This window comes from Bacillus sp. TH17 (assembly GCF_016651125.1).
In the GTDB taxonomy this organism is placed as follows: domain Bacteria; phylum Bacillota; class Bacilli; order Bacillales; family Bacillaceae_G; genus Bacillus_A; species Bacillus_A mycoides.
Genome location: NZ_JAEKEN010000003.1, coordinates 1 through 21,177, shown reverse-complemented (window position 1 = coordinate 21,177; position 21,177 = coordinate 1). Strand labels below are relative to the sequence as shown.

At 32.4% G+C, this 21,177-nt stretch carries 22 protein-coding genes and 5 pseudogenes; 9 read left to right on the top strand and 18 right to left on the bottom strand.

The window, feature by feature from the left end:
• Window positions 1-120: 120 nt before the first annotated feature.
• On the bottom strand, window positions 121-759 hold the full coding sequence (locus JFT95_RS26870) for a nuclease-related domain-containing protein (RefSeq protein ID WP_002204088.1): 639 nt from the start codon (window positions 757-759) through the stop codon (window positions 121-123).
• Between the two features lie 16 nt (window positions 760-775).
• Window positions 776-1,159, bottom strand: coding sequence for a hypothetical protein (locus tag JFT95_RS26865; protein ID WP_002204089.1), 384 nt, complete (start codon window positions 1,157-1,159; stop codon window positions 776-778).
• A 125-nt stretch (window positions 1,160-1,284) separates the two neighbouring features.
• Between JFT95_RS26865 and JFT95_RS26860 the strand changes: the two genes are divergently transcribed.
• A complete protein-coding gene (locus JFT95_RS26860; RefSeq protein WP_113937308.1) occupies window positions 1,285-1,869 on the top strand; it encodes a hypothetical protein in 585 nt (194 codons plus the stop codon).
• A pseudogene (locus JFT95_RS26855) lies at window positions 1,853-2,466 on the top strand (hypothetical protein). The gene JFT95_RS26860 and the pseudogene JFT95_RS26855 overlap by 17 nt, the downstream one beginning before the upstream one ends.
• A 53-nt stretch (window positions 2,467-2,519) precedes the next feature.
• Here JFT95_RS26855 and JFT95_RS26850 read toward each other — a convergent pair.
• From JFT95_RS26850 to hemA, 10 genes and pseudogenes are all read right to left on the bottom strand, one after another.
• A complete protein-coding gene (locus JFT95_RS26850; RefSeq protein ID WP_002069133.1) occupies window positions 2,520-3,155 on the bottom strand; it encodes a hypothetical protein in 636 nt (211 codons plus the stop codon).
• Window positions 3,155-3,784, bottom strand: coding sequence for a hypothetical protein (locus JFT95_RS26845; RefSeq protein ID WP_033707405.1), 630 nt, complete (start codon window positions 3,782-3,784; stop codon window positions 3,155-3,157). The genes JFT95_RS26850 and JFT95_RS26845 overlap by 1 nt, the downstream gene beginning before the upstream one ends.
• Window positions 3,785-4,090: 306 nt before the next feature.
• Complete coding sequence (locus JFT95_RS26840; protein ID WP_201053739.1) at window positions 4,091-4,804, bottom strand: transposase; 714 nt, start codon at window positions 4,802-4,804, stop codon at window positions 4,091-4,093.
• Between the two features lie 130 nt (window positions 4,805-4,934).
• Complete coding sequence (locus JFT95_RS26835) at window positions 4,935-5,072, bottom strand: hypothetical protein (protein WP_201053737.1); 138 nt, start codon at window positions 5,070-5,072, stop codon at window positions 4,935-4,937.
• A 21-nt stretch (window positions 5,073-5,093) separates the two neighbouring features.
• A pseudogene (locus JFT95_RS26830) lies at window positions 5,094-5,523 on the bottom strand (DUF6018 family natural product bioysynthesis protein).
• 513 nt (window positions 5,524-6,036) lie between these two features.
• Complete coding sequence (locus JFT95_RS29925) at window positions 6,037-6,234, bottom strand: transposase (protein ID WP_286675266.1); 198 nt, start codon at window positions 6,232-6,234, stop codon at window positions 6,037-6,039.
• A gap of 7 nt (window positions 6,235-6,241) precedes the next feature.
• Window positions 6,242-6,796, bottom strand: coding sequence for an IS630 family transposase (locus tag JFT95_RS29920; RefSeq protein WP_274606798.1), 555 nt, complete (start codon window positions 6,794-6,796; stop codon window positions 6,242-6,244).
• A gap of 267 nt (window positions 6,797-7,063) precedes the next feature.
• On the bottom strand, window positions 7,064-7,723 hold the full coding sequence (sdaAB, locus tag JFT95_RS26815) for an L-serine ammonia-lyase, iron-sulfur-dependent subunit beta (protein WP_201053734.1): 660 nt from the start codon (window positions 7,721-7,723) through the stop codon (window positions 7,064-7,066).
• 273 nt (window positions 7,724-7,996) lie between these two features.
• Window positions 7,997-8,911, bottom strand: coding sequence for a DMT family transporter (locus tag JFT95_RS26810; RefSeq protein ID WP_201053733.1), 915 nt, complete (start codon window positions 8,909-8,911; stop codon window positions 7,997-7,999).
• Complete coding sequence (hemA, locus tag JFT95_RS26805; protein WP_201053732.1) at window positions 8,908-10,140, bottom strand: 5-aminolevulinate synthase; 1,233 nt, start codon at window positions 10,138-10,140, stop codon at window positions 8,908-8,910. Before hemA ends, JFT95_RS26810 begins: the two co-directional genes overlap by 4 nt.
• Window positions 10,141-10,389: 249 nt before the next feature.
• On the opposite strand from hemA, the gene JFT95_RS26800 reads away from it, so the two are divergent.
• On the top strand, window positions 10,390-10,578 hold the full coding sequence (locus tag JFT95_RS26800) for a hypothetical protein (protein WP_201054015.1): 189 nt from the start codon (window positions 10,390-10,392) through the stop codon (window positions 10,576-10,578).
• A gap of 243 nt (window positions 10,579-10,821) precedes the next feature.
• Here JFT95_RS26800 and JFT95_RS26795 read toward each other — a convergent pair whose 3' ends face one another.
• Entirely contained in the window at window positions 10,822-12,750 is a 1,929-nt protein-coding gene (locus JFT95_RS26795) for a methyl-accepting chemotaxis protein (RefSeq protein WP_201053731.1), read from the bottom strand.
• Window positions 12,751-13,586: 836 nt separating this feature from the next.
• Here JFT95_RS26795 and JFT95_RS26790 point away from each other — a divergent pair.
• The 5 genes from JFT95_RS26790 to JFT95_RS26770 all read left to right on the top strand — a co-directional run bounded on the left by JFT95_RS26790 (window position 13,587) and on the right by JFT95_RS26770 (window position 16,851).
• Complete coding sequence (locus JFT95_RS26790) at window positions 13,587-13,967, top strand: GntR family transcriptional regulator (protein WP_061674722.1); 381 nt, start codon at window positions 13,587-13,589, stop codon at window positions 13,965-13,967.
• Window positions 13,964-14,662 (top strand): ABC transporter ATP-binding protein, encoded by a 699-nt coding sequence (locus tag JFT95_RS26785; RefSeq protein WP_201053730.1) that lies wholly within the window; start codon window positions 13,964-13,966, stop codon window positions 14,660-14,662. Before JFT95_RS26790 ends, JFT95_RS26785 begins: the two co-directional genes overlap by 4 nt.
• Complete coding sequence (locus JFT95_RS26780; protein ID WP_201053728.1) at window positions 14,659-15,453, top strand: ABC transporter permease; 795 nt, start codon at window positions 14,659-14,661, stop codon at window positions 15,451-15,453. The genes JFT95_RS26785 and JFT95_RS26780 overlap by 4 nt, the downstream gene beginning before the upstream one ends.
• A gap of 39 nt (window positions 15,454-15,492) precedes the next feature.
• Window positions 15,493-16,227 (top strand): Bax inhibitor-1/YccA family protein, encoded by a 735-nt coding sequence (locus JFT95_RS26775; RefSeq protein WP_201053727.1) that lies wholly within the window; start codon window positions 15,493-15,495, stop codon window positions 16,225-16,227.
• A gap of 348 nt (window positions 16,228-16,575) precedes the next feature.
• Window positions 16,576-16,851 (top strand): hypothetical protein, encoded by a 276-nt coding sequence (locus JFT95_RS26770; protein WP_002144215.1) that lies wholly within the window; start codon window positions 16,576-16,578, stop codon window positions 16,849-16,851.
• Window positions 16,852-16,918: 67 nt separating this feature from the next.
• On the opposite strand, the pseudogene JFT95_RS26765 reads toward JFT95_RS26770, so the two are convergent.
• The 5 genes and pseudogenes from JFT95_RS26765 to JFT95_RS26745 all read right to left on the bottom strand — a co-directional run bounded on the left by JFT95_RS26765 (window position 16,919) and on the right by JFT95_RS26745 (window position 20,188).
• A pseudogene (locus JFT95_RS26765) lies at window positions 16,919-17,152 on the bottom strand (YuzF family protein).
• A gap of 238 nt (window positions 17,153-17,390) precedes the next feature.
• Window positions 17,391-17,623: pseudogene (locus JFT95_RS26760) on the bottom strand (hypothetical protein).
• 284 nt (window positions 17,624-17,907) lie between these two features.
• A pseudogene (locus JFT95_RS26755) lies at window positions 17,908-18,030 on the bottom strand (BC1881 family protein); the annotation flags it as partial.
• A 570-nt stretch (window positions 18,031-18,600) separates the two neighbouring features.
• Window positions 18,601-19,062 carry a CarD family transcriptional regulator gene (locus tag JFT95_RS26750; RefSeq protein ID WP_002130368.1) on the bottom strand — a complete coding sequence of 154 codons (462 nt, stop codon included), beginning with the start codon at window positions 19,060-19,062 and terminating at the stop codon, window positions 18,601-18,603.
• A gap of 217 nt (window positions 19,063-19,279) precedes the next feature.
• Window positions 19,280-20,188 (bottom strand): acyl-ACP desaturase, encoded by a 909-nt coding sequence (locus JFT95_RS26745; protein WP_201053725.1) that lies wholly within the window; start codon window positions 20,186-20,188, stop codon window positions 19,280-19,282.
• Window positions 20,189-20,705: 517 nt separating this feature from the next.
• Between JFT95_RS26745 and JFT95_RS26740 the strand changes: the two genes are divergently transcribed.
• A complete protein-coding gene (locus tag JFT95_RS26740) occupies window positions 20,706-21,005 on the top strand; it encodes a hypothetical protein (RefSeq protein WP_033706798.1) in 300 nt (99 codons plus the stop codon).
• Window positions 21,006-21,177: the final 172 nt, after the last annotated feature.

Genomic DNA, 21,177 nt, shown 5'->3' with positions numbered 1-21,177 from the left:
CTTCATTATTAAATCTTCTGAGTTTCCTTTTAGTTTGTAATACTTCATGTTAAGGCGAATAGCTATTACAGATATTACGACAAACCCTATTATATATAACATGTCTCTTTCCTCATTTTCTTATTGTTTAGCGAACTTATTATGTAAATATTTCAAATGTTTCTTTTCAATATCCTTATCAGTAATATTTGCCCGCAATATAGTTTGATAGATACACTGGACCTCTTCTTTTGTTAATTGAACGTCAGTATAAGATTCAATGCATTTCTTCAGATTGTTATAATATAAGACGTGTTTAGCTTTAGAATGAACGTCTACCCTTTTCAGGCTACATTTTGGATGGAATGTTGCAATGGATATGTACGGCAGCTGCTGCTCCATAATCCATTCAACCGCTTTAATATGTTTATAGTTTTGTCTAAACGGATTTTGGAAGGAGTGTTTTTTTCTAAAAATACCTTGTGTCCATCTTGCCGCTTTCTCGCTCCCATAGATCCAACCTTCATAATTTTTTGTTTCAATAATGAATACACCTGTTTCCGCTATTACAATATGGTCAATTTGCGTTGTATCACCATACTCAGTATTAACTGTCACATCATGTAACACATAATAACTTTCGGGTTCTAATTTGCTTAAGATGCGTTTCACCATTTTTTCTCCGGCTTTTCCTTTCCATTTTGGTACATGTCTTTTTACAATGATATTCAACGGAATCAGAATCGCAATGAGAACTAATTCAAATATTAATACTTTCATAATATAAGCCTCCCTTTCACACTCTTGCGTTTCTGCGCATTAAACGATACACATGAGTTTCTAATCCTAAAATAAAATATGAGATACATAGGCCTTTTATCACCATCTCTACAAATCCCAATGCTAATGAAGCAATAAGCCCACCCCGAAATTGAAAGGGTCTTGTCACCCTTCGATTCACTGGCTTTTCAATGACGCCAAAATTAGCCCAGGTAGGTAAACGCTTTTCCACATTCTTTACGGTACCCATTAATCCATATTTAAGCGACAGAATGAAACATCCAATTAGTAAATACACAATAGAAGAAAAATAGATAGATAGACCTATAACGATAATTGTAAGCAGCCAACCTATTAAAATAGAATTTCGCAAAACAATATATTCTCGATTTCTTTTCAAAACAAACATTCCTTTCAAAATAAATTAGGGTATTTTTAAATGGAAAATATTTACATTTAATTATAAGCATGATATGATACGTCTATATTAATTTACGAACTAGCCTAAAAAGGATTGTGATAGACATGTTAAAACTTGTAGTAGATAATACGGTAACAGAACAAGAAACAGATTCAGCTTTTTCAAACCTTTTCACCTGCAAAGACTGTGTATACTATCTTTCAAAATCGGATTCTTGCAGTCTACAATTAGCAGCTGATTCAAATAATCCCCTTATCCCTTATGAGTGTGGGGATTTTGAGGAAACCTATGAAATCGGAACGGAAGATCCATTGAATTCACATATTCATCAACAACTTCGTGAAGAAAAAGCACAAATACTAGCTGAAAATTATCCAGCACAGCCTTCTATTGATCCGATTCATAAAGAAGCATTATGGTATGGAACAGCAGATTATGGTTGTTGGATTGTAAACGATGCAAAGAAACGTTTTGCTCTTGCAGGACAGGTTCCTTTCGGTGATAATAATATGTCATCTGAAAAATACGCATCTCCTTTCCCTTTACATGATCATGGAGCAAAAGAAGGTATTAGGCACTATATGTGCTGGTATGTAAACGAAAAAGGAATAGGCGAATACCATCTACTTATTGGTGGTGTCATCATGAAAATTGCAGAAGGAGTTAAGAAACTTGGATTCAATTACTAATCACATCTACAAGAAAAGAATGTTAGAACATACGATATTATTTAGCCTGGTACATCTGGTACCAATCCTTATCTTTACCGGCATCATATACTTAGTACTAGATCTTTCTAAGTCGGAATGGCATACTTGGCTTATTTATGAAGGAATCTTTACGATCCTGTTCCTCATAACAAGATTCCAAGTCTTTCAAACGAAAAAAAGTATTCTTTCTATGAAGCAATACGAGAAATGGTTTTCGAAGTTAAATATTATTTTAGTTTCTATTTTCCTTGTCTGTTTTGCAGGCATACCAGCTCTACTACAAATTGTGTTCATTCTACAAATGGCACTCATTTTCTATCTGTTAGAGCGTAGTTGTCTGTATATCGAAAGATTACCAATACATAACGTCTATAAAATCAAGGCAATTATTTGCGACAAAAAAAACTGAAAATTGAACGAATTATCCCCAATAACGAGGAACACGGCACTCTTACAGTTCAAACAAAAGATGAACAATACTTTTTATTTACAGCTGTATATCTAAGTGGCATATTATCCCCTATATCACCGGAAGTATTTGAAGAATACGAACGAAGAAATCATATGGGTAGATAAAAGGTACTGAATATAGATTCAGTACCTTTTTCATTCCTCTTATATGTATTTCTTTACATATTCGCAAATAGCCATGGAGCGAGTACGGCTAACATACAAAGTAAACAAGATCCCGTTATGACACGATTGGACCAACGATAATACTCAGGTTGTTTCGTACTCTCATGAATTTTTCGTAAACGAATACCTGCAATTAACATAAATGGTGTAAAAATAAGTGCTGTTGATTTAAACAGGTCTAAAAAATCCGTAAAGATGTTCATAAACGAAACTACATCGGAACTGAATAAGAAGTACACACTTAGTCTCATCGCCATCATACTAACGAATGAAAAAATCATACTCCCTGTCGCCCACTTCATCCATTGACCATTCTTCGTAATTAATGCCATAACCATGACAATAACGCCTAATACAAAAGAGATAGAAAAGATATTTACCCCTACTTTAAAGGCAGGTGCATACATACCCTCAATTTTTTGTATTAATGATGAACCGAATGAATCATCCTTCTCTGGTGTTTTGGTTCGATTGTTTAATCCCTCTTTAAAGGATGACGAAACATCATTCCCTTTTAATTCATTAAAGTCCACTTTTACAGATGCATGAGCTGCTTGTAAGGGGATAAGAAGTAAAACCATCAAAACAAGCGTACATAAGACTCCTATCATCCCTTTTTCTTGTTTCATCACACATCACCCGCTAATTTTGGTTTAACGCTCTTTAATTTGATTTGATTTCCTTCTGCAACATAATAGAGATCTGCTGAGTAATAGATATTTGCTTTTGTATATGCTCCCATAATTGCATTCGCGATTTCTTCCTTCTCTACTGCCATGTATGTTTCATTTTCATTATAAAATTCAATTTCAATTCGATTAATATTATTATTTAATACTGTAATATATAACTCTTTTAAGCTATCTAAACGATTTCCTAATCCACACACTAACTTAAATACTTTATTTGCAATCGTTGGTGGTTTGACATAAGTCGTATTAAAATGAAGAGTTTCATCATCTATCACACCATCTTCCTCAACTGCACACGTCATAATGAAAGAATGATTTTGTTTTTCAATTTCTTGTTGACTCAACTTGCGATCAATGACATATTTCACGCTTATTGATAGGTTTTCTATATACTCATCTAGTTCGGTATTTGAAATTTTAACCTCTGAGAATTCCGGGAAAATCATGTAAGCGTGTATATTTGAACTACTTTTACTTACACGCAATACCTTTACTTGTTTCTTTTCGTAGCGCACCGTCTGTTCTAATTTTTCCACTACATTGTTGCTCATATGATCTATTATCATATTTCATCAGCCTCCAGTAATTTTAATATAATAATCTTAAATACAATCTCATGTATATGAAGCATTGTAATATTACAACGAGTTCTCAAATCGCATATTTTAAGATTAATAATCACTTTAACCTTAGAATATTTTAATATTACAATGATGTACAATTTCTCATTATAGTCGAATATCCTTATATGGTGAATCGTTCTGTCCCACTCATTTGTACAAAAACAAAAAAATTTTGTCCTTGTACAAATGAGTGAGAACCTAGTGTGTTTAATGCTATATAACTAAGAAAATACCAACTAGGAAATAGATTTATATACTCCCTAGTTGTCTATCACTCCACCCAACTAATGTATAGGAATAAGGTGAATCGACCTCTAATTCTATATACATTAGTTTATTTTCTGGTAATATCTCTCCCTCTGTATGTATCCAATAACGCTTATTATCAGACATATTAAGTACGCGTGTCAGTCCTTGTTCTCGTCCTATTACTTTTACAGTCCACTTTACCAAATTCATATCATCTACCCCTGATACTCCTTGTTGAATAGGAACGATATGCTCTGTTTCTAGTGGGATCGGCAACTGTTCTAGTTCGAGAAATGTCTCCTCATATTCTAATAATTCCTCTGGTATATCCTCATCGCTAGGAAAAAGGATATCGTATACTGCTTCAGAAGCAGGAGCATGGTGAAAATCTTCAGCATACTCCACTTCTTTTGCAACTTCCTTGTCCTGTTCTAACGTTTTTTCTTCTTCACCTAAATTCATTTGAATCGACGAAGCAACTAAATCATATATATTTGCTACATCTTTTTCTAAGGTGATTTCTTTCGTTGGAACAGTAATGCGTTCTTGTTCCCTGCCAATGGGTCTATTTTTTCTCGGACACCAATAAACAGGTCGTTCCACCGGTTCTGATCCTTTTTCTTTTTTCTTTTCTTCTATCAACATATTTTTTCTTGTTTTGTAAACAACAAAACACATATAGCAAATTAGTGCGATAAGAAGTATTGTAAACATGATTTTCTCCTCTCATTTAACCAAATAAATCGAACTCGAATTGTCCATCATTTACAATAAAAAAAGGAAGATCTAAGTATATACATCACTTAGTTCTTCCTTTTACCCTCTATAAACTACCTCGCCTTGTTTAAAATGGTAGTTCTTCATCTGTAATCTCCGTTAGCTCATCCATACCAGCAAAAATATCATCCGGCTCTTGGGATTGCTCTTTTGTTTCCTGCTCTTTTGGATCATCTAATACTGTCCAAATGTTATCTTTTTTCATATCTATATCCCTCTATCCTTCTTATTTTTCAGTTTCATAAACCACTTCTACATAATCGAAAAAATAATCTTTCATCTTACGCATGAATTTACGAAACTTCGGTTCAGCTACAATCTTTGTACCATGGTAAAAACTTTGTTGCCCGACAAAGCGCCATAAGATAACATAGCCTTCTTTCGCTTCCTGTATGCCTTCAATGTATAAAGCTAGTTCTTGAATGGCCACTTTTTCATTAAGAGTGTCTGGTTTAAAACATGAAATTTACCATCTGGCAATATAATTTCAGCTTCAAAACATCCTCTCATTTGATTTAATCGTGCTCTGGATTCAGATGACATTGCTGGTGTAGCATATGACTTCTGGTTATTTTCCATTCGTGTTTTATGTTCCTCTACTGTTGGTACTAGTCTTAAGTTGGTACTAGTCTTAAGTGTCTACAATCTTTTTTCATTTTTTTATCTCCTCTACTGTTTAATTTGTTATTTTATGAATCATAAATAACCCCGCCTACTTGAAAACAACACAAAAAGGGCTTCTTCAAGTCGATTAAAAATGTGCATAGCAAAACAAGCTATATATACACTAATCGGCTCAAAGAAGCCCTTTCACAAATGAAACAAGACGCAACTTGCTTCTACAACTCAACCACAACACAAAAAAGGTGTGGGAATAAACGGAATCAAATAAAATAACAATATACTTATATATTACACAATTAAGATTATGGTAGCAAGATGTTTTTTTATCCCTAAAATCATATATTCCAATTTATCAAAAACCCTTAGAATATATCATAACTATCAATATAATGTCCGCTGTAAGGGATTTTTATTAATTCCCTAGTTCTTTACTAGTAGAAAATTAAAGGAGATGTTTACGATTATGTTCAAACAAATGAAGGAAGCTAAAAATGAGATTTTTCTAATGTGGATTCTATTTTCTCTATTATATATATATGTCCTCTTTAAAAAATCGACATATCTGCCCGTTGAATACGACTAAGGATCGTCTCAGGAATTTTATTAATAGATTCTGTAAATTGATAGATTGAATCCAGCAAATGCTCCATCGTTTCATGATAACAATTTGCTAACACATTTTCTTTCATTATCTTCCATACACGTTCAATCATATTTAAGTTTGGGGGATATGGAGGTAAAATAGTAAAGTTAAATGGCGGTTATTTTTTCGTAAAAAGATTTCAATATTTTGGCATGATGATATCTTGCGTTATCTAACACAAGCACAACGTGCTTATTTTCATATTCTTTTAATACATAGTTTAAGAATTGCTGAAACGTTTCGGCATTACATGTATCTGCTTTTGTACAAATAAATTTACCAGTGATTACATCAATTGTACCGAATAAAGACGCTGTAATACGTTTTCCTAACACTGCAATTTTCTTTTGTTTTCCTTTTGCAAACCATGTAGCATGTACAGTTTGACTCCCTCTAAAGTGGCATTCATTTTGATATAAAAGTACGGTATTTTCATCGATTAGTTTTTTTATCATATCTAATTGCTTTTGAAACTGAATTTGCTTTTCTTTATTTACTTTTTTTAATACATAAGTAGCCTTTGTATAGGAGAAATTCATCCGATGTAACATTTTTCGAATTCCTTCACGCGACATACAAATTGAAAATGTCCCTTTGATGACGTATTGAATATTACATGTATTCCAGAAATATTCTTGACCGTATAAACACAAAGATGACATGCCTATGGTAGTAATAAAGAATGGTATAAAACATTATTTAAAAGGGACTGTTATAAGAAATGGACAGTTATATGGCTTATATGAACCTGAATCCTGTTAAAAAAAGACACTCAATTGAGTGCCCTTTCTCGATTTAATAAATATCTTAAACATATTGGAATTCCATCTAATATGTTTAAGGTATTCTGATTTATAGTATTTACCCGTTCACATGATTGAAATATAGATAGAGATAATTTTATGATCGTCCCAGGTAAATGGGAGATTTTAATCTAAAATCAATGCTTGATGAATTCCTGATAATTTTTTAATTTCCCCAATTAATTCTGGAACTACTGATTTCTCAGTTTCAATTATTAATATAGATAATTTCCCGGTTTCTTTTCGTGAAATTCTTACTTTATTAATAGTGATTTTACATCTTGATAAGATAGCGATTACAGAGGAAATCGTGCTAAAGTGATTATTATTCATAATAAGAAGAGCAGGGTTTGTCTTGCATAATTTTAGTTCAAAACCATTAACTTCAATGATTTTTACTCTTCCCCCTCTGAGAGAGCAAGCAATCATTTCAATTTTATCTTTACCTTTATATAAGCAAATTTTTGCTGTATGAGAATGTACTGGTTTTGCAACCTCTTCTATACAATTAATTGTAATTCCTCGTTCTTTTGCGATTGTAAGTGCATTAATAATTAGTGAATCATCTATTTTGAAACCTAAAATCCCACCAATAATTGCTACATCTGCACCAAAATGATGATTCGTCTTTTTAAATCCTCCATATAAAGAAATATCAATTCTGTCTGGTTCATGTGAAAATAGCTTTCGGATAATGTATCCTATTTTTACAGCGTCTGTCCCAAAAGTATTGGATGTTCCAATTGTAATAGGACCGATGATATCAAATACAGATCTATAGTTCATAAAAGTTGGTTCCCCTTAACATTGTTAATGAAAGTTATAGACGATCAGATTTCTTTTTCGAAATATTATTAAATAAAACAAGAATTATTGAGATGTTTAACATATGTTCATAATAGAAGAATCAGTTAATGTACATCCCACTTGATAATTCGGGAAATTCTGTTTAAAAAGTTAAGAAAACATACATTATGTGAACTACAGTTATAAAATGCTTCCTTCAAATATGTGTAAAGTATAGATAGACTTTACTATGAGTAAAGCCCACAGGAATTTTTAATTCCCTGGGCTTTCATTTTTCATGGTAATTCGGTTTCTATATGGTAAACGGAATCCTAGTGCGATTGCGGCTCCGGCACAACTAAATAAACAGCCAAATAATAAGTAGAGCGTGGGTGATGATTCTCCAATTGCAACAGAAGCAACGCCTCCAATTGCAGGGAAAAGTGCAACCATATAACTACTTACTGATGCACCAATACGCTCTACTAACTTAAGGTAAAACATCCATGCACCAAAGGAAGCAAATACAGTTAAAAATGCTAAAGCTCCTAGGTAAGAAACGGATGTTGGTATTGTAAAGGTTTGTTGCTGGAAAACACAAACAGCAAGTAAAAGTATAGAAGCTACAATAAAACCAACACTATTTGAATAAACAGCATTAATACCACGTCGTGCATTTCGGGCAGAAGCAGCATCCCCAATAGCTGTAAGGACTGTTCCTAACAATGCAAGTCCTATCCCTTTTAAATCACTTGTATTAGAAAATCCAGTCGTTAGTAATGGATAAACTAATATAGAAACCCCTGCAATACCAACTATTCCACCAACTAGAATTCGGGAATGAAGACGCTCACCTAAAAATACACGAAGTGCAATCGGTGTCAAAACTGTTTTCAGCGAAAACAGTAGCGTTACTAATGCAGCAGAAATCCAAATCGTAGCATAGTATAAACACAAATAACTAATAGCTAAGTTGCATACCCCAAAAGTAATGAGAGGTAAAGCGTCTTCACGAGAAGGCTTACCATTTGGACGTAACACGCATGCAAGAACAATAAACATGAGTGCAGCCCCCACCAAGCGATAAGTTAATGATAGTTCAAGACTTACTGGTGTACCTTGGATTTTTACTACAATAAAGTTCAAACCCCATACTATTAAGCAAAATATGTACATTAAAACTGTCATGCAAATGCTACCTCAGTAACCTGTGCAAAAGGAATATCAAAATAATTAAATACTTCTGTTAGTGCACCAGCTAGTTGCATGATTTGTTCCTCCGTATGATTTGGTGTGACGTTAACTCGGAAACGTTCCGTACCCACAGCAACAGTTGGTGAGTTAATAGGTTGTAAATAGACATGATGTTGTTCAAGTAAACGTTGAGCAGCAGCTTTACATTTTTTAGCATCACCAATCAGTACTGGAAGAATATGTGTCTCACTTGAATCCATGATAGGAATATTTGCTTGAGCCAGCGATTCTCTTAACATACTAGTCTTTTGATGTAGAGCATTTCGTTCACTGTCTGAAGATTTTAAGTGTTCAATACTAGCATGGCAAGCTGCGACAATTGCTGGTGGTAATGAAGTCGTAAAAATGAAACCAGATGCAAAAGAACGTACAGCATCAATTAATAATGATGAGGCTGCAATATATCCTCCTATTACTCCAATCCCCTTTGCCATCGTTCCTTGAATAAAGTCTAAACGATCCACAAGACCTAGTTCAGCAGCTATTCCTGCACCGCGTGGGCCATACATTCCGATTGCATGCACTTCATCAATAAAAGTTAAAGCATTATATTGTTCAGCAAGATCTATAATTTTTTCAATTGGTGAAATATCGCCATCCATTGAGTAAACGGATTCAAAAACAATAATTTTAGCTCGATCATGTGGTTGAGCTGCAAGCAATTCCTCCAAGTGTTCAACATCATTATGTCTGAATACCGCTCGTTCGACTTTTGTACTACGTATCCCATTAATAATTGAAGCGTGATTGCGTTCGTCAGAGAATACCATACAATTTGGAAATAAACGAAGTAAACATTGTAATGTCGCATCATTAGAACCATATCCTGTAGGGAAAACTAAAGCAGCTTCCTTACCATGCCATTCAGCAAGTGATGATTCAAGTGCAGCATAATGATAATGTGTACCACCTATGTTACGGGATCCACCTGAACCCGCACCAAATGCTCGAATAGCATCGTGCATTGCTTCAGTAACCACTGGGTGTTGTGACATTCCTAAATAGTCATTACTGCACCAAACGACAACAGGTTCTGTATCGTTCTGACCATTTAAGTGTGCTAATGGATATTGACCTCGAATTCGATTAATTGTAACAAACTCGCGATATTGTCCACTTTCTTTTAAAGATTGTAGCTTATTGCTAATAATTTCTGTATACATAACTTTACCTCCAATAAAATTTCACGGTCTGAACCGTTTTGTTGTTATATTCTTTTTATAAAAACAATACAAATATGTAAAAAAATTCTAAAAATTACTTTTTCATTATAGCAATAAATTACAAAAATAGTTAATAATATGTATATTTATATATTATTATTTCTATCAGATTGATATTATACAAGAGGTATAGTATATGTAAATGATATTAGTGATGTTTAGATATGCTTAGATGTAACAGATGGTACGTTGAAGAAGATTGAAATGCGTGAAAAATTAAAAGTTCGTGGCCATAAAAAACGAACAATTCCAAGTGATGTACGTGAATGGTTTATCGAAGCAATTGATAATGGTGATTTTGAACTATCATTTAGTAGTGGCGGTAAACCTGCATACCTTGACTGGGCTTACAAATCATCAGATATTATTTGGAATTAGATGAAGAAGACGGATTTTCCGTCCTCTTTCTTTGTATCTTTTTAAAAAAGGATATATTCTCATTTTCTCAATTTTTATTAAATCTATTTAAACTTTTCATTTAAATAGATTTAATAAATTCCCCTCCAAGAAAAGAGGCCAACTACCCTTTAAAGTAGTTGGTCCTCATTTACAAGTGTCATAATTAGCATTTACTTGCTATGACTTATAACACTTCACACAATTATATTTTAAAATGCTCACTTATACCTTAAACCCTCCAATCAACTCTTGAAGTTCTTCTGCCATTTGTGCCAATTGAGTTGCTGAAGAATTTATCTCTTCCATGGAAGCATGTTGTTCTTCGGATGAACCAGCTATAGTTTGCATACTTGTGGTGTTCTCTTTTACAGCTACTGCTATTTGATTAATAGATGTATCGACTTGCATTGCATCAGATGTCATCTTATTTGATAGGTCCACCATACCATGTATTTTAGAAACGATATCATTCGCTGAATTTGAAATCTCATAAAAACTTTGTTTTGTATCATTCGCTACCTTAATTCCCGACTGTACTTCTATTCCTACTTCATTCATAGCTTTAACAGTCTCATGTACATCTAATTGTATTTCCTTAATTAATTTTCCAATTTCCATTGAAGATTGTCCTGATTGTTCCGCTAATTTCCCAACTTCATCCGCAACAATTGCAAATCCACGTCCCTGTTCTCCTGCCCTAGCCGCCTCAATCGCCGCATTTAGTGCTAATAGATTTGTTTGTTCAGCAATATTTTGAATCGCTTCTAATATAGTGCCAATTTGCTGTGATTTTTTATCTAATAATTTTATTACATTATCTGACTGGGAGACAGAATGATGTATAGACTGCATTTGTGTTACAGTTTGTTCTACTAATTGTTCCCCCTCATTTGCTTTTTGTTTTGTGTATAAAGATGAGGTCGATACTTCAGAAGCATTATCAGCTACACATTGAATATTTCGTGTTACCTCACCTATTAATTTAGCTCCAGACTCAACTTCATTATTTTGAACTTCTGCACTATGTGAGATTTCTTCCATTTCTTTTGTAATTTGTTCTGTTGCAACACTTGCTTGCTCTACACTAGCAGTTAGTTCCTCAGAAGAAGCTGCTACATGTCCTGCAGATGTGTTAATTTGTGAAATAATATTGCGTAAAGACTCTGCCATTGCATTGAAACTATCACCCAATTGACCAAGTTCATCCTTTGAACGAATATCAATTTTCTCCGTTAAATCTCCTCGACTAATTCTTTGAGCTGAAATAACTAATTGTCTTAGTGGATTAATAATAGATCTAAGAATGAAGAAAATTATAATTCCACCTAATAATAAAGAAGCTCCTATTATAGCAAATGTTTTATAAAAAATAGGATTGGTAGCTTCTTCAATTTCTTTCGTAGGCATTACACCAGCTATTTTCCAACCTGTTTTTTTATTTGTCTTAAAGCTTATGCTTCGATCCTCACCATTGAGGCTATACGTAATCTCTCCATCTTCTTTCTTATAAAGTTCATCTGCTAAAGATTTCTCTAATTTTTCACCAGGTTTTAATGTTGGATGAACGACTATAGTTTTATCTTGCCCCACTATAGATACAAAACCTTGCTTTCCTATTTTTATCATTTTAGATGTTTTTACGATATCATCAATATTCAAGTCCATACCAATGACACCACTTTTATCTTCATTTTGTTTAGCAACTGCTATTACCATATTTCCAGTAGCCTTTGATTTATACGGAGATGAAACAATAATTTCACCATTTGCTTTTACAGCATCCTTATACCAACTACTTTCTAACGGATTAAATCCTTCTGGTATTTCTCCAACAGGCGCATGAATAAATTGATTGTTACTGGATGCAGAATAAATTGTTTCTATCTCTGGATGTAACTGTATATATTGTTCAAATTTACTCTGTACATTTTGTAATTGATCAGGATTATAATTGCCTTGTGTGAGTAATTTTGCAAAATAAGTTACATCTATATATTTGTTTTCTAATTCATCATCAACAATCTTATCTAAAATACTTACATTATCTTTTGCTGTTTGTAGAATTGTTGCATTAAGATCTGTTTTCGCCTCATCATAAGATATTATTCCTACGATAAGACTAGGTATAATTAATATTGCAATAAATGCCATAGACAACTTCGTTTTGAGCTTTATTTGTTCCAATCTTTTTTTATATTAAACACGATTTTCTTCTCCTTTTCATTCTTACAACTCATATTATTTATTTAAATGTTTACTCCTTTATCTTTTTCTACAATTATTTATGGTATCATTTGAAATGAAATTACTACTATATCCTTTTACATACATCTTCAGAGATAGCAATTTAGCTTTCACAAGCGGGGTTTTATTTATCCCCCTTTCAAGTATGTTATTTTTCTATTTTAAGCAAATATAAAAATAAGAATTATTCCAAATAAACCGTATTAAATATATACTTCACTCTATTAAAATGGTTTTTAGTTTTGATTGGATAAAAGGTTTAATTTAGTCCTAATTAAAATGTATGAAATCCTTACCATAAGAAATTCTCTAAAACTTAACTAAGTGAATATATCCCCTGGATAATTCTACTCAATGGCTTTTTAAACTACTCTAAATTCTTCACTTCATTAACAAATTTAGTTACTACAGCCGCTTTTTTATTGGATTACTGAACCATAAATTCTAAATAGAAGAATAAAATAAATTGGAGGACTATATTGTAACATGTATACATAAGTTTTAAATATTAAAATGAAAAAATATTTGGTAAGGGTTTTTGAAACTGAATTTGACTAGTAGATTTCTCTATTTGGATAGAAATAAATAAAGTCCCATAAACGGTCATTTTTGGCACCTGGGTGTTTACATGAATTCACTAAATATATCACCTTCCATTTGTTATGGTTTTCAAAATAACTATTTACATATAATTTACATTAGTGTACTATTTGTCTAGTACACTAATACAGAGGAGGAAAGAAATGAAAACTGAGTTTTCTCCTAATACCCCTATTTATGTTCAGGTAATGGAATATATCAAAAAAAAAATTGTAACAGGACGTTTGGCGCCAGGTGAAAAAATTCCTGCTGTACGTGAATTAGCGGGTGAATTACAAGTTAATCCAAATACAATTCAACGTACGTTTCAAGAGCTAGAACGGGAAGGTATTGCTGAGACACGTAGAGGAACAGGAAGATTTGTAACAATGAATGAAGAAAAAATTACAGAGCTACGCAAAGAAATGGCAAAAGAGTTACTTGATAATTTTATAAATGGAATGAATAACTTAGGATTTATGGAAGAAGAGGTTCTCTCAATACTCCGTTCTTCTTTGGAAAAGAAAAAGGAGGGAAATGAATGAAAGAATTATTGAAAGTTGAAAATCTGTCGAAAAGATATGATTTAAAAACAGTGATTCAAGATGTAAGCCTAACAATCTCAGAAGGAAAAATTATCGGTCTTGTTGGTGAAAATGGTAGTGGGAAAACGACATTATTAAAAATGATTTCGGGTTTACGTTTTCCTTCTAAAGGAAGTATTACAATTAAAGATAAAAAGGTGGGATTAGAAACGAAAAAAATCGTTTCATTTATGCCTGTTAGTCCTGTTTTTGAAAAATGGATGACCGTAAAAGATGCTTTGTTGTTCTATCGAGATATGTATGCTGATTTTAATCTACAACAAGCAATAGATTTAATAGCTAACTTTAAGATCCCGCTAGAGGAGAATATAAGCATCTTATCAAAAGGGAAAACAGGGATATTACAGCTAATATTAACTTTTTCAAGAAAAGCAACGGTATATGTATTAGACGAGCCATTAGTTGGAATTGATCTTGTTTCTAGAAAGCATATAGTAGATTTAATTCTTAGCTTTTATCGTGAAGATAGTACCATTCTTATTTCGACTCATTTAATAGAGGAAATTGAAAATATATTTGATGAGGTAATCTTTTTAAAAGACGGGAGTATTGTATTGCATGAAAATGTAGAAGAAATTCGTTTTCACCATGGAAAAGCAGTACATGAGTTATTTAAGGAGGTTTTTGAGAAATGAATCCACTTTTTCGCTATTTATTTAATTGTAATAGAAAAAAGATAGCCATCCTTTATTTTGGATTTATGACTATTTCATTACTTTTTTTATTTAATATGAAGGGACTATCAAAGCTAACAAATCAGCTTACAAAGGATATAACATTAGGTATATATGTATTAATTATAGGTATCACTGCATTTTTATTGCTTTTAATAGCTTTGCCTTCTTTTAATAAAATGCTAAAAAATACTATGATACGTTATACAGCCATCTCAGGAAAAAAATATATATATGCAAATTTATTCTTTTTCACGTTAATGTTTATTCTTTTACTAGTAATAGGCTTAATTTTTCTATACTATTTCTCCCAAAGTACCTACGGAGGAAAAGTGGTCGGGGGATACCAACAAGAATTTCATAAGTTATTTGCATATGGATTTCTTCATCACATACTTTCTGTTTTATTATGGGGAATCGATTTCATGAGTATATTAATCTTCTGCTATTTCACCATGGTAATTACAAAGCTGATTCCTATAAAGTCATCAATGAGTAAGATGGTTTTATCAGTTATTTCCCTTTCTTTATTCTTAATAATCCAAACATTCATACTGAACGTTTTAAGTAAATTAGAGAAATATGTAATCACCATAAAGAGTACGGGGTTCATAGATAACAATGGTTTTATTGACACATCACTGTATCCGAGTGAAGGGGTCACTATTTTAGATATTTGTTTCACTTGCTTATTCATAATTGTCCTAACAGCTATTACAGGTCGTATCATTGATAAAAAATTAGAAATATAAAGATCTGCTTCAAAGGTAGAGTGTATTTAGGAGGAAAAAATGAGAACAACTAATCCAATATTAAAAAAAGAAAAATTTCATAAAGAGAATACAAATGCTTCTACGATGACTATTGGCGGAACGATAGCAAAAACATTCATTTTGCTTATCTTACTTCTTGCAGCGTCTGTCTATTCATACGTACAGATGACACAAGGAACAATGAAAATACCTGTGTTAGTTGGAATTATAATAGTTACTCTAGTTGTCGCATTTGTAGTTATATTCATTCCGCGCATATCCCCAATTTGCGCACCGATTTATGCAGTATTACAAGGGATTTTATTAGGAAGTATTTCAGCATATTATACAATGCGTTTTGGTAATTCTATCGCTTTAACTGCCGTATTACTAACGATTTCAATTTTATTTGCCATGTTAGTGTTATACGCAACTCGAATAGTAAAAGTAACTAAAAAGTTTCGCGCGGTTGTAATGGTTGCAACACTTGGAATTTTTATTATGTATTTAATCGTTTTCTTATTGGGCATCTTAGGGGTGACTGTTCCATATATTCACCAGGGTGGGACAATTAGTATCATCATAAATGCAATTGTAATTGTTGTTGCTGCATTAGATTTATTACTAGATTTTGATTCAATTGAAAATGGTACTCATAGTGGAGCGCCAAAGTATATGGAATGGTACAGCGCAGTAGGGCTTATGATGACATTAGTATGGTTATACTTGGAGATCCTTCGTCTGGTTTCTTACATTATGAAAAACAAAGACTAGAAAACATCCTGCATGCTTCAAACATGCAGGATGTTTTTGAATGCCCATCAACCTAAAATTTTGAAGTACCCCCAAAACAAAAAATGTACATTTTCACCTGAGGATGCCAATTTTCTCATTTTGGGGTATTTACTTTTCTTAGCTTGATAGGTATGGGGTCACCATACAAAAAAAGAAAATTGTACGTTTAGACACAACTTGGACACATTTTAAGGTGTTTGCTGTACGTTAAGGAATTAGTTTGTATATTTGAGGAGATGTACAAGACATGTGTGAATTTAGGGGAATCCAATATTTTCTATTCAAATATGATAGAATGGAAATATATCCAAAACGGAGGAACAACAAATGAACTCAAACACAAAACAGTTTATTTATGATATCCAGCAAAGAAAGAACAATTATATGGAAAATGTATTAAAGGCAATACAACACCCTAAAAAAGAGCAATCTGAACAGGTCATTCAAAATATAGTAGAGAAAATGGATATGATGATCAGTTTAGTTACTACTTACATGGCTATTGAATCAGAATCTATGAAAGAATTAAAAGAGCTTCAGGAAGAAATTATTCATGCTCAAGCATATATTCAAAAACGAAAATTTGAAGAAACACAGAGATAAAACCCTGTGTTTTTACTTGATCGTCTATGACGCTAATCTGTTATAAATCTAATTAGATGTAATTTGATTATTGTTTTGGCATAATCCATACAATTTGTTGAATGCGTACAATATACGGTACCGTATCTTCAATGAGCAAATGATCGGGTTTCACATCCTTTAACTTTCCTCTTACATTACCTCTTACAGTTTCAATAACCACATGTTTACCAATTACCTATTGTAATGTCTGATATACGTAGGGATTAGGTACACTTACCATATTTTGTTCACTAAAGTCATTTCCCTCCAAATAACTCATTCTATAAGACTCCTTTCTAACTTACATTCTTTCTCTTAATATATGATATAAATCTTATAAATATGCTAAAAGGATAAATCATTATGTGAACGAAAATAACATTTTAATAAGGTACGTTTTCTATTTCTAAATTGCTAAAAAATTATTTATATAAGGTCACTTTTTCTAGTTAATAGGTGATGATATCGGGATACTTTGCATGTACATCCAGGTTGTTCCTTTCAAGATATGTATCATTTTAAATACGCCCTTTATTAGAATACTGCTCATACTTTTTTTGAGATTCTTTAGTAATACGTGCGTTAAGTAAAATTGCTAACAACAAAAACACTCCATATTCCCCCCTGTAGCTCCTATGATAATCACACTACTACAAACAAGTACAATTAATAGGAGTAACGAAACTAAAGAAATACGTTCATAGTTCTTTGACATCTTCTCGTATTTTATGCGTTGTTTCCTTGCATCCATCTAAATTCCTCCTTAAAATTATCAATTTTCCTATAAAATAAATCTCGCCCTTAAAAAGAAAACAATCTATCGGTTCAAATAATTAGTTTTTTTAAGCAACTAATTTATATAACATAAAAAGAAATCCTACCAATATTAAGCTTACCACTATGATAATCCCGACCCTCTCCTTCCTTTTAACCCCAATACATTAGATAAAAGTTATGTATATCCCATATTAGCTGCAGCAAACAAAAAGGATCTTCCCTTCTCGTAAAGGCTGATCCTTTTCTTCGTGCATTCAACTATTCTTGATTAATTAGAATAACAGCTGGTCCATCTACACGAATTCCACCAACTTCGATTTTTTCATAAGGCTCAACTGTAATAGAAATGATCCCTTCCCGCTTCTTTAATTCATTACTTAATTATTTTGTTAACATTTTTTTCATGTGTGCACTCCTTCTTACTGCTTAATTTACTATTGTTATGTAAATAAAATTAAAAATGGTTTCCTGGTCTGGAAACCATTTTTTGTAGTTGACCATATGGTGTTACCAGTTCGTTTATCAATTTTACGTAAAGAAGATAAACAATTACTATTCACTGTCTCAGTAGATGTAAGGAACTCTGAAAGATAGCGGTGAGATTGATTGTATTTTCTTCTAGAAATAATGACTTAGATAGTATATTACCTAAAACAATGAAAGCCCTACCTCTCTTTCATCCTTACGGCTCCTTGTCCGTGCCAGTGTGAATCAGGATTGCAAAAATCAAGTGACTATTTAATCGAGTTATTTGATGAAACTTCGAACGTTCGTAAAAGAAATGTAAAAATAAAAATGGATTAGATTGAAGTAATAACAAAAGAGGTTCCTACTCTAAAAGTGAGTTGAAGAAGTTGAATGTCTTTGAAATGATTTACTTTTAATAATAATCATATTCCCGAAAAATTCAGGATATTTTCGGGGGATGTAATACATTATCTATAATGAACCTTAACAGAAACTTTTTAATTGATTTTCAGTGATCCCTTTAATTAAACCCAGTTCACTAATCAAAAATTCATGTGCGTTATCCAACATTTTTTTTTCGCTTGTATTAAGTGCCTTTTCTTTCTTCATACGCATTAAATCACGTACAACTTCAGCACCTTCTTGTATTTCACCCGTTTTTATTTTGTCCGTGTTCACTTTATACCTTTGTTTCCACGGCAATAATTTATCTGATTCTCCATGCTGAAAAATGTGTATAATGTGTTTTAATGCAAGTATATCAGTAACTGGGCGTATACTCGAACTTAATATTTTACCCATAGGAATCATGACTTGCATATTACTGATTGACATTTTTATAACAAAATACTGTTGTTTTTTCCCTGAGAATTCTTTTTCTTCTATGGCTTCAATTATACCTGCTCCGTGCATTGGATAAACAATGTTATCGCCAATTTGAAACATATAATCCACCTCCATATATGGTAACCTTCTTAACCTTAACATATATGTGATTTTTTATCAAATATTTTATAATATCACAAATTTATTTTTGGAGTCAACTACTTTTTTGTTAAAAATTAAATTAAGTAAAGAACACCCCCAAAACAATAGGGAGTGTGTCAGATTCTCAATAAAGGGACGGTCAATTTGCCCATATACATCCTAAAATATCGATTAATTAACATAGATCAGTTTTCCCTTGAAAACGACCAAATCGATCCCGTATTTTTTTCAATCTTATGTGGTACTCCAAAATCTCAATTCTTGCTTTTTCAGCTAGAGGTGCAATGGGTCGTAAGTCTTTTAACCCCCAATAATCAACTACTACATCAAGTACTTGATCAAAATATTGCAGCGGCCCATAGTTAGCTTCTTTTGCAATTACAGTCATTCTATTTTCAAAATCAGGCATGACAGCACCTGGCATTTTAAAATTCCTAATCACATTGGCAATATGATAGCAATAATTAGGTTCCAATTCCAAATGTGTTCGAATGACGTCTCGATAAAACGCATAATGAAGAGTTTCATCTTTTGCAAGACGGCGTAATAATGTAGCAAGATCTGGATCATGCTTACTTGCAACCTTAGCTACATTACTGTAAAACACCATCGTTGCAAGTTCTTGTAGCGTCGTATATGTCATTGCTTCGATTGGTGTGTGAAAATCGGGCTCAAATCCACCCTCAACGACTGACTTTCTTAATTCATGTAATCGTTTAGGGTTCACACTTCGAGTGAGTAGTAAATATGTCTCCAATAAATTCGAATGTTGATCCTCTTCTGAAGTCCAAGTATGAATAAAGTCTGTAATAACAGAAAGGGCCCCTTTAAAAGTCGCAGATAAATACGTTGTAAACCATGGTAAATTCACTTCTGTTAATAAAGCTGTTTCAATGGCCGTAATTACACCAGAAGGAAGAGTAACTTGACTTTCATCCCAAGGAACTCTTTTAAAGTCCATTCCCTTATCCCATGGTAAAAACTCATGATAACCCCAGTCTATCTTCTGCGCTCTTATTTTATGTTGTTCATACAGTTCTTTTAAACGTGGTTCTAATCGGAAATCTAAATCATTTGTTAGCATATATAAGTGCCCCCTTTTCTTATCATAAATAGTCATTCTATTTTTACCCTTAAAAATTTTCTACAAATAAATATTACTTTCCTTTTTTTAAGTCAAACATAACAAATTTGTAACAAAACTTTTTAAGAGCGCTATATTTTTATATGATTTTATAATATAAAAAGGGGTTCTGAGGCATGCGATATGTTACTTAGCCTAAATAAAAAAACTATCTTCAGTAAATAGAGAATAACATTCATAGATGAAGATACTCGTCATGTTGTAAATCTTGGTGAGTGTAAAAAGGTGCATGCCTATAAAGAATCGTTTTATAATAAAGATTGATAATATTTTATACACACTATCAACTTATTTAGACATAAGATCCAATTTATTAGATTAAGCGCTTGAAAAACAAATACAGTTGATGAGATAGCCTTAAACGACAATTCCCAACAAGAACAATGTACATTGACTATGATAATTTAGACCGTATTTTGTGAAACAGTATACAACACACAGGGAAGAGGCGATAAACATGCAGTCAACGGAAGCGCATATGAAGGAAAAACAACGTAGAGAAAAAATAGAAATAATATTCAGCCACACGGTAAAAGGAGAGAGTTATTTTCATGGTTCTTCCTATCAATGGAAAAACATTGTATATCAAAATTATAATAGAATACAACAAAAAGAGTTGGAAATCGAACAAATTATTTCGGAAATAGAAAAAGAAGGGATTCGTTTTGCGCAGCACCGTTCACTCATACACTATCCCGTTATTGATTTTGTAAAATATATAGCTAAGGTTTATAAGGAAACCATTGAAATACAATAACCATGATTATATTTTTAAAATAAATAATTATATTCAAAGAAAACCTTTACAAAAAGTTTATTTTTGAACATTGCTAACAAAAAGCTCAAAAACTCATTCAAATATTTTTCATTCAAAATACTATTCGTTCATGTTATAATAATAACCATAACGTATTATAGTCGTTGTATAT

What these genes read in the sequence shown, in the direction of transcription:
- JFT95_RS26870 (WP_002204088.1), bottom strand. Translation starts at nt 759, where the DNA reads ATGAAAGTATTAATATTTGAATTAGTTCTCATTGCGATTCTGATTCCG.
- JFT95_RS26860 (WP_113937308.1), top strand. Translation starts at nt 1,285, where the DNA reads ATGTTAAAACTTGTAGTAGATAATACGGTAACAGAACAAGAAACAGAT.
- JFT95_RS26850 (WP_002069133.1), bottom strand. Translation starts at nt 3,155, where the DNA reads ATGAAACAAGAAAAAGGGATGATAGGAGTCTTATGTACGCTTGTTTTG.
- JFT95_RS26845 (WP_033707405.1), bottom strand. Translation starts at nt 3,784, where the DNA reads ATGATAATAGATCATATGAGCAACAATGTAGTGGAAAAATTAGAACAG.
- JFT95_RS26840 (WP_201053739.1), bottom strand. Translation starts at nt 4,804, where the DNA reads ATGTTTACAATACTTCTTATCGCACTAATTTGCTATATGTGTTTTGTT.
- JFT95_RS26835 (WP_201053737.1), bottom strand. Translation starts at nt 5,072, where the DNA reads ATGAAAAAAGATAACATTTGGACAGTATTAGATGATCCAAAAGAGCAG.
- JFT95_RS29920 (WP_274606798.1), bottom strand. Translation starts at nt 6,796, where the DNA reads ATGTCATCTTTGTGTTTATACGGTCAAGAATATTTCTGGAATACATGT.
- sdaAB (WP_201053734.1), bottom strand. Translation starts at nt 7,723, where the DNA reads ATGAACTATAGATCTGTATTTGATATCATCGGTCCTATTACAATTGGA.
- JFT95_RS26810 (WP_201053733.1), bottom strand. Translation starts at nt 8,911, where the DNA reads ATGACAGTTTTAATGTACATATTTTGCTTAATAGTATGGGGTTTGAAC.
- hemA (WP_201053732.1), bottom strand. Translation starts at nt 10,140, where the DNA reads ATGTATACAGAAATTATTAGCAATAAGCTACAATCTTTAAAAGAAAGT.
- JFT95_RS26795 (WP_201053731.1), bottom strand. Translation starts at nt 12,750, where the DNA reads ATGGCATTTATTGCAATATTAATTATACCTAGTCTTATCGTAGGAATA.
- JFT95_RS26790 (WP_061674722.1), top strand. Translation starts at nt 13,587, where the DNA reads ATGAAAACTGAGTTTTCTCCTAATACCCCTATTTATGTTCAGGTAATG.
- JFT95_RS26785 (WP_201053730.1), top strand. Translation starts at nt 13,964, where the DNA reads ATGAAAGAATTATTGAAAGTTGAAAATCTGTCGAAAAGATATGATTTA.
- JFT95_RS26780 (WP_201053728.1), top strand. Translation starts at nt 14,659, where the DNA reads ATGAATCCACTTTTTCGCTATTTATTTAATTGTAATAGAAAAAAGATA.
- JFT95_RS26775 (WP_201053727.1), top strand. Translation starts at nt 15,493, where the DNA reads ATGAGAACAACTAATCCAATATTAAAAAAAGAAAAATTTCATAAAGAG.
- JFT95_RS26770 (WP_002144215.1), top strand. Translation starts at nt 16,576, where the DNA reads ATGAACTCAAACACAAAACAGTTTATTTATGATATCCAGCAAAGAAAG.
- JFT95_RS26750 (WP_002130368.1), bottom strand. Translation starts at nt 19,062, where the DNA reads ATGTTTCAAATTGGCGATAACATTGTTTATCCAATGCACGGAGCAGGT.
- JFT95_RS26745 (WP_201053725.1), bottom strand. Translation starts at nt 20,188, where the DNA reads ATGCTAACAAATGATTTAGATTTCCGATTAGAACCACGTTTAAAAGAA.
- JFT95_RS26740 (WP_033706798.1), top strand. Translation starts at nt 20,706, where the DNA reads ATGCAGTCAACGGAAGCGCATATGAAGGAAAAACAACGTAGAGAAAAA.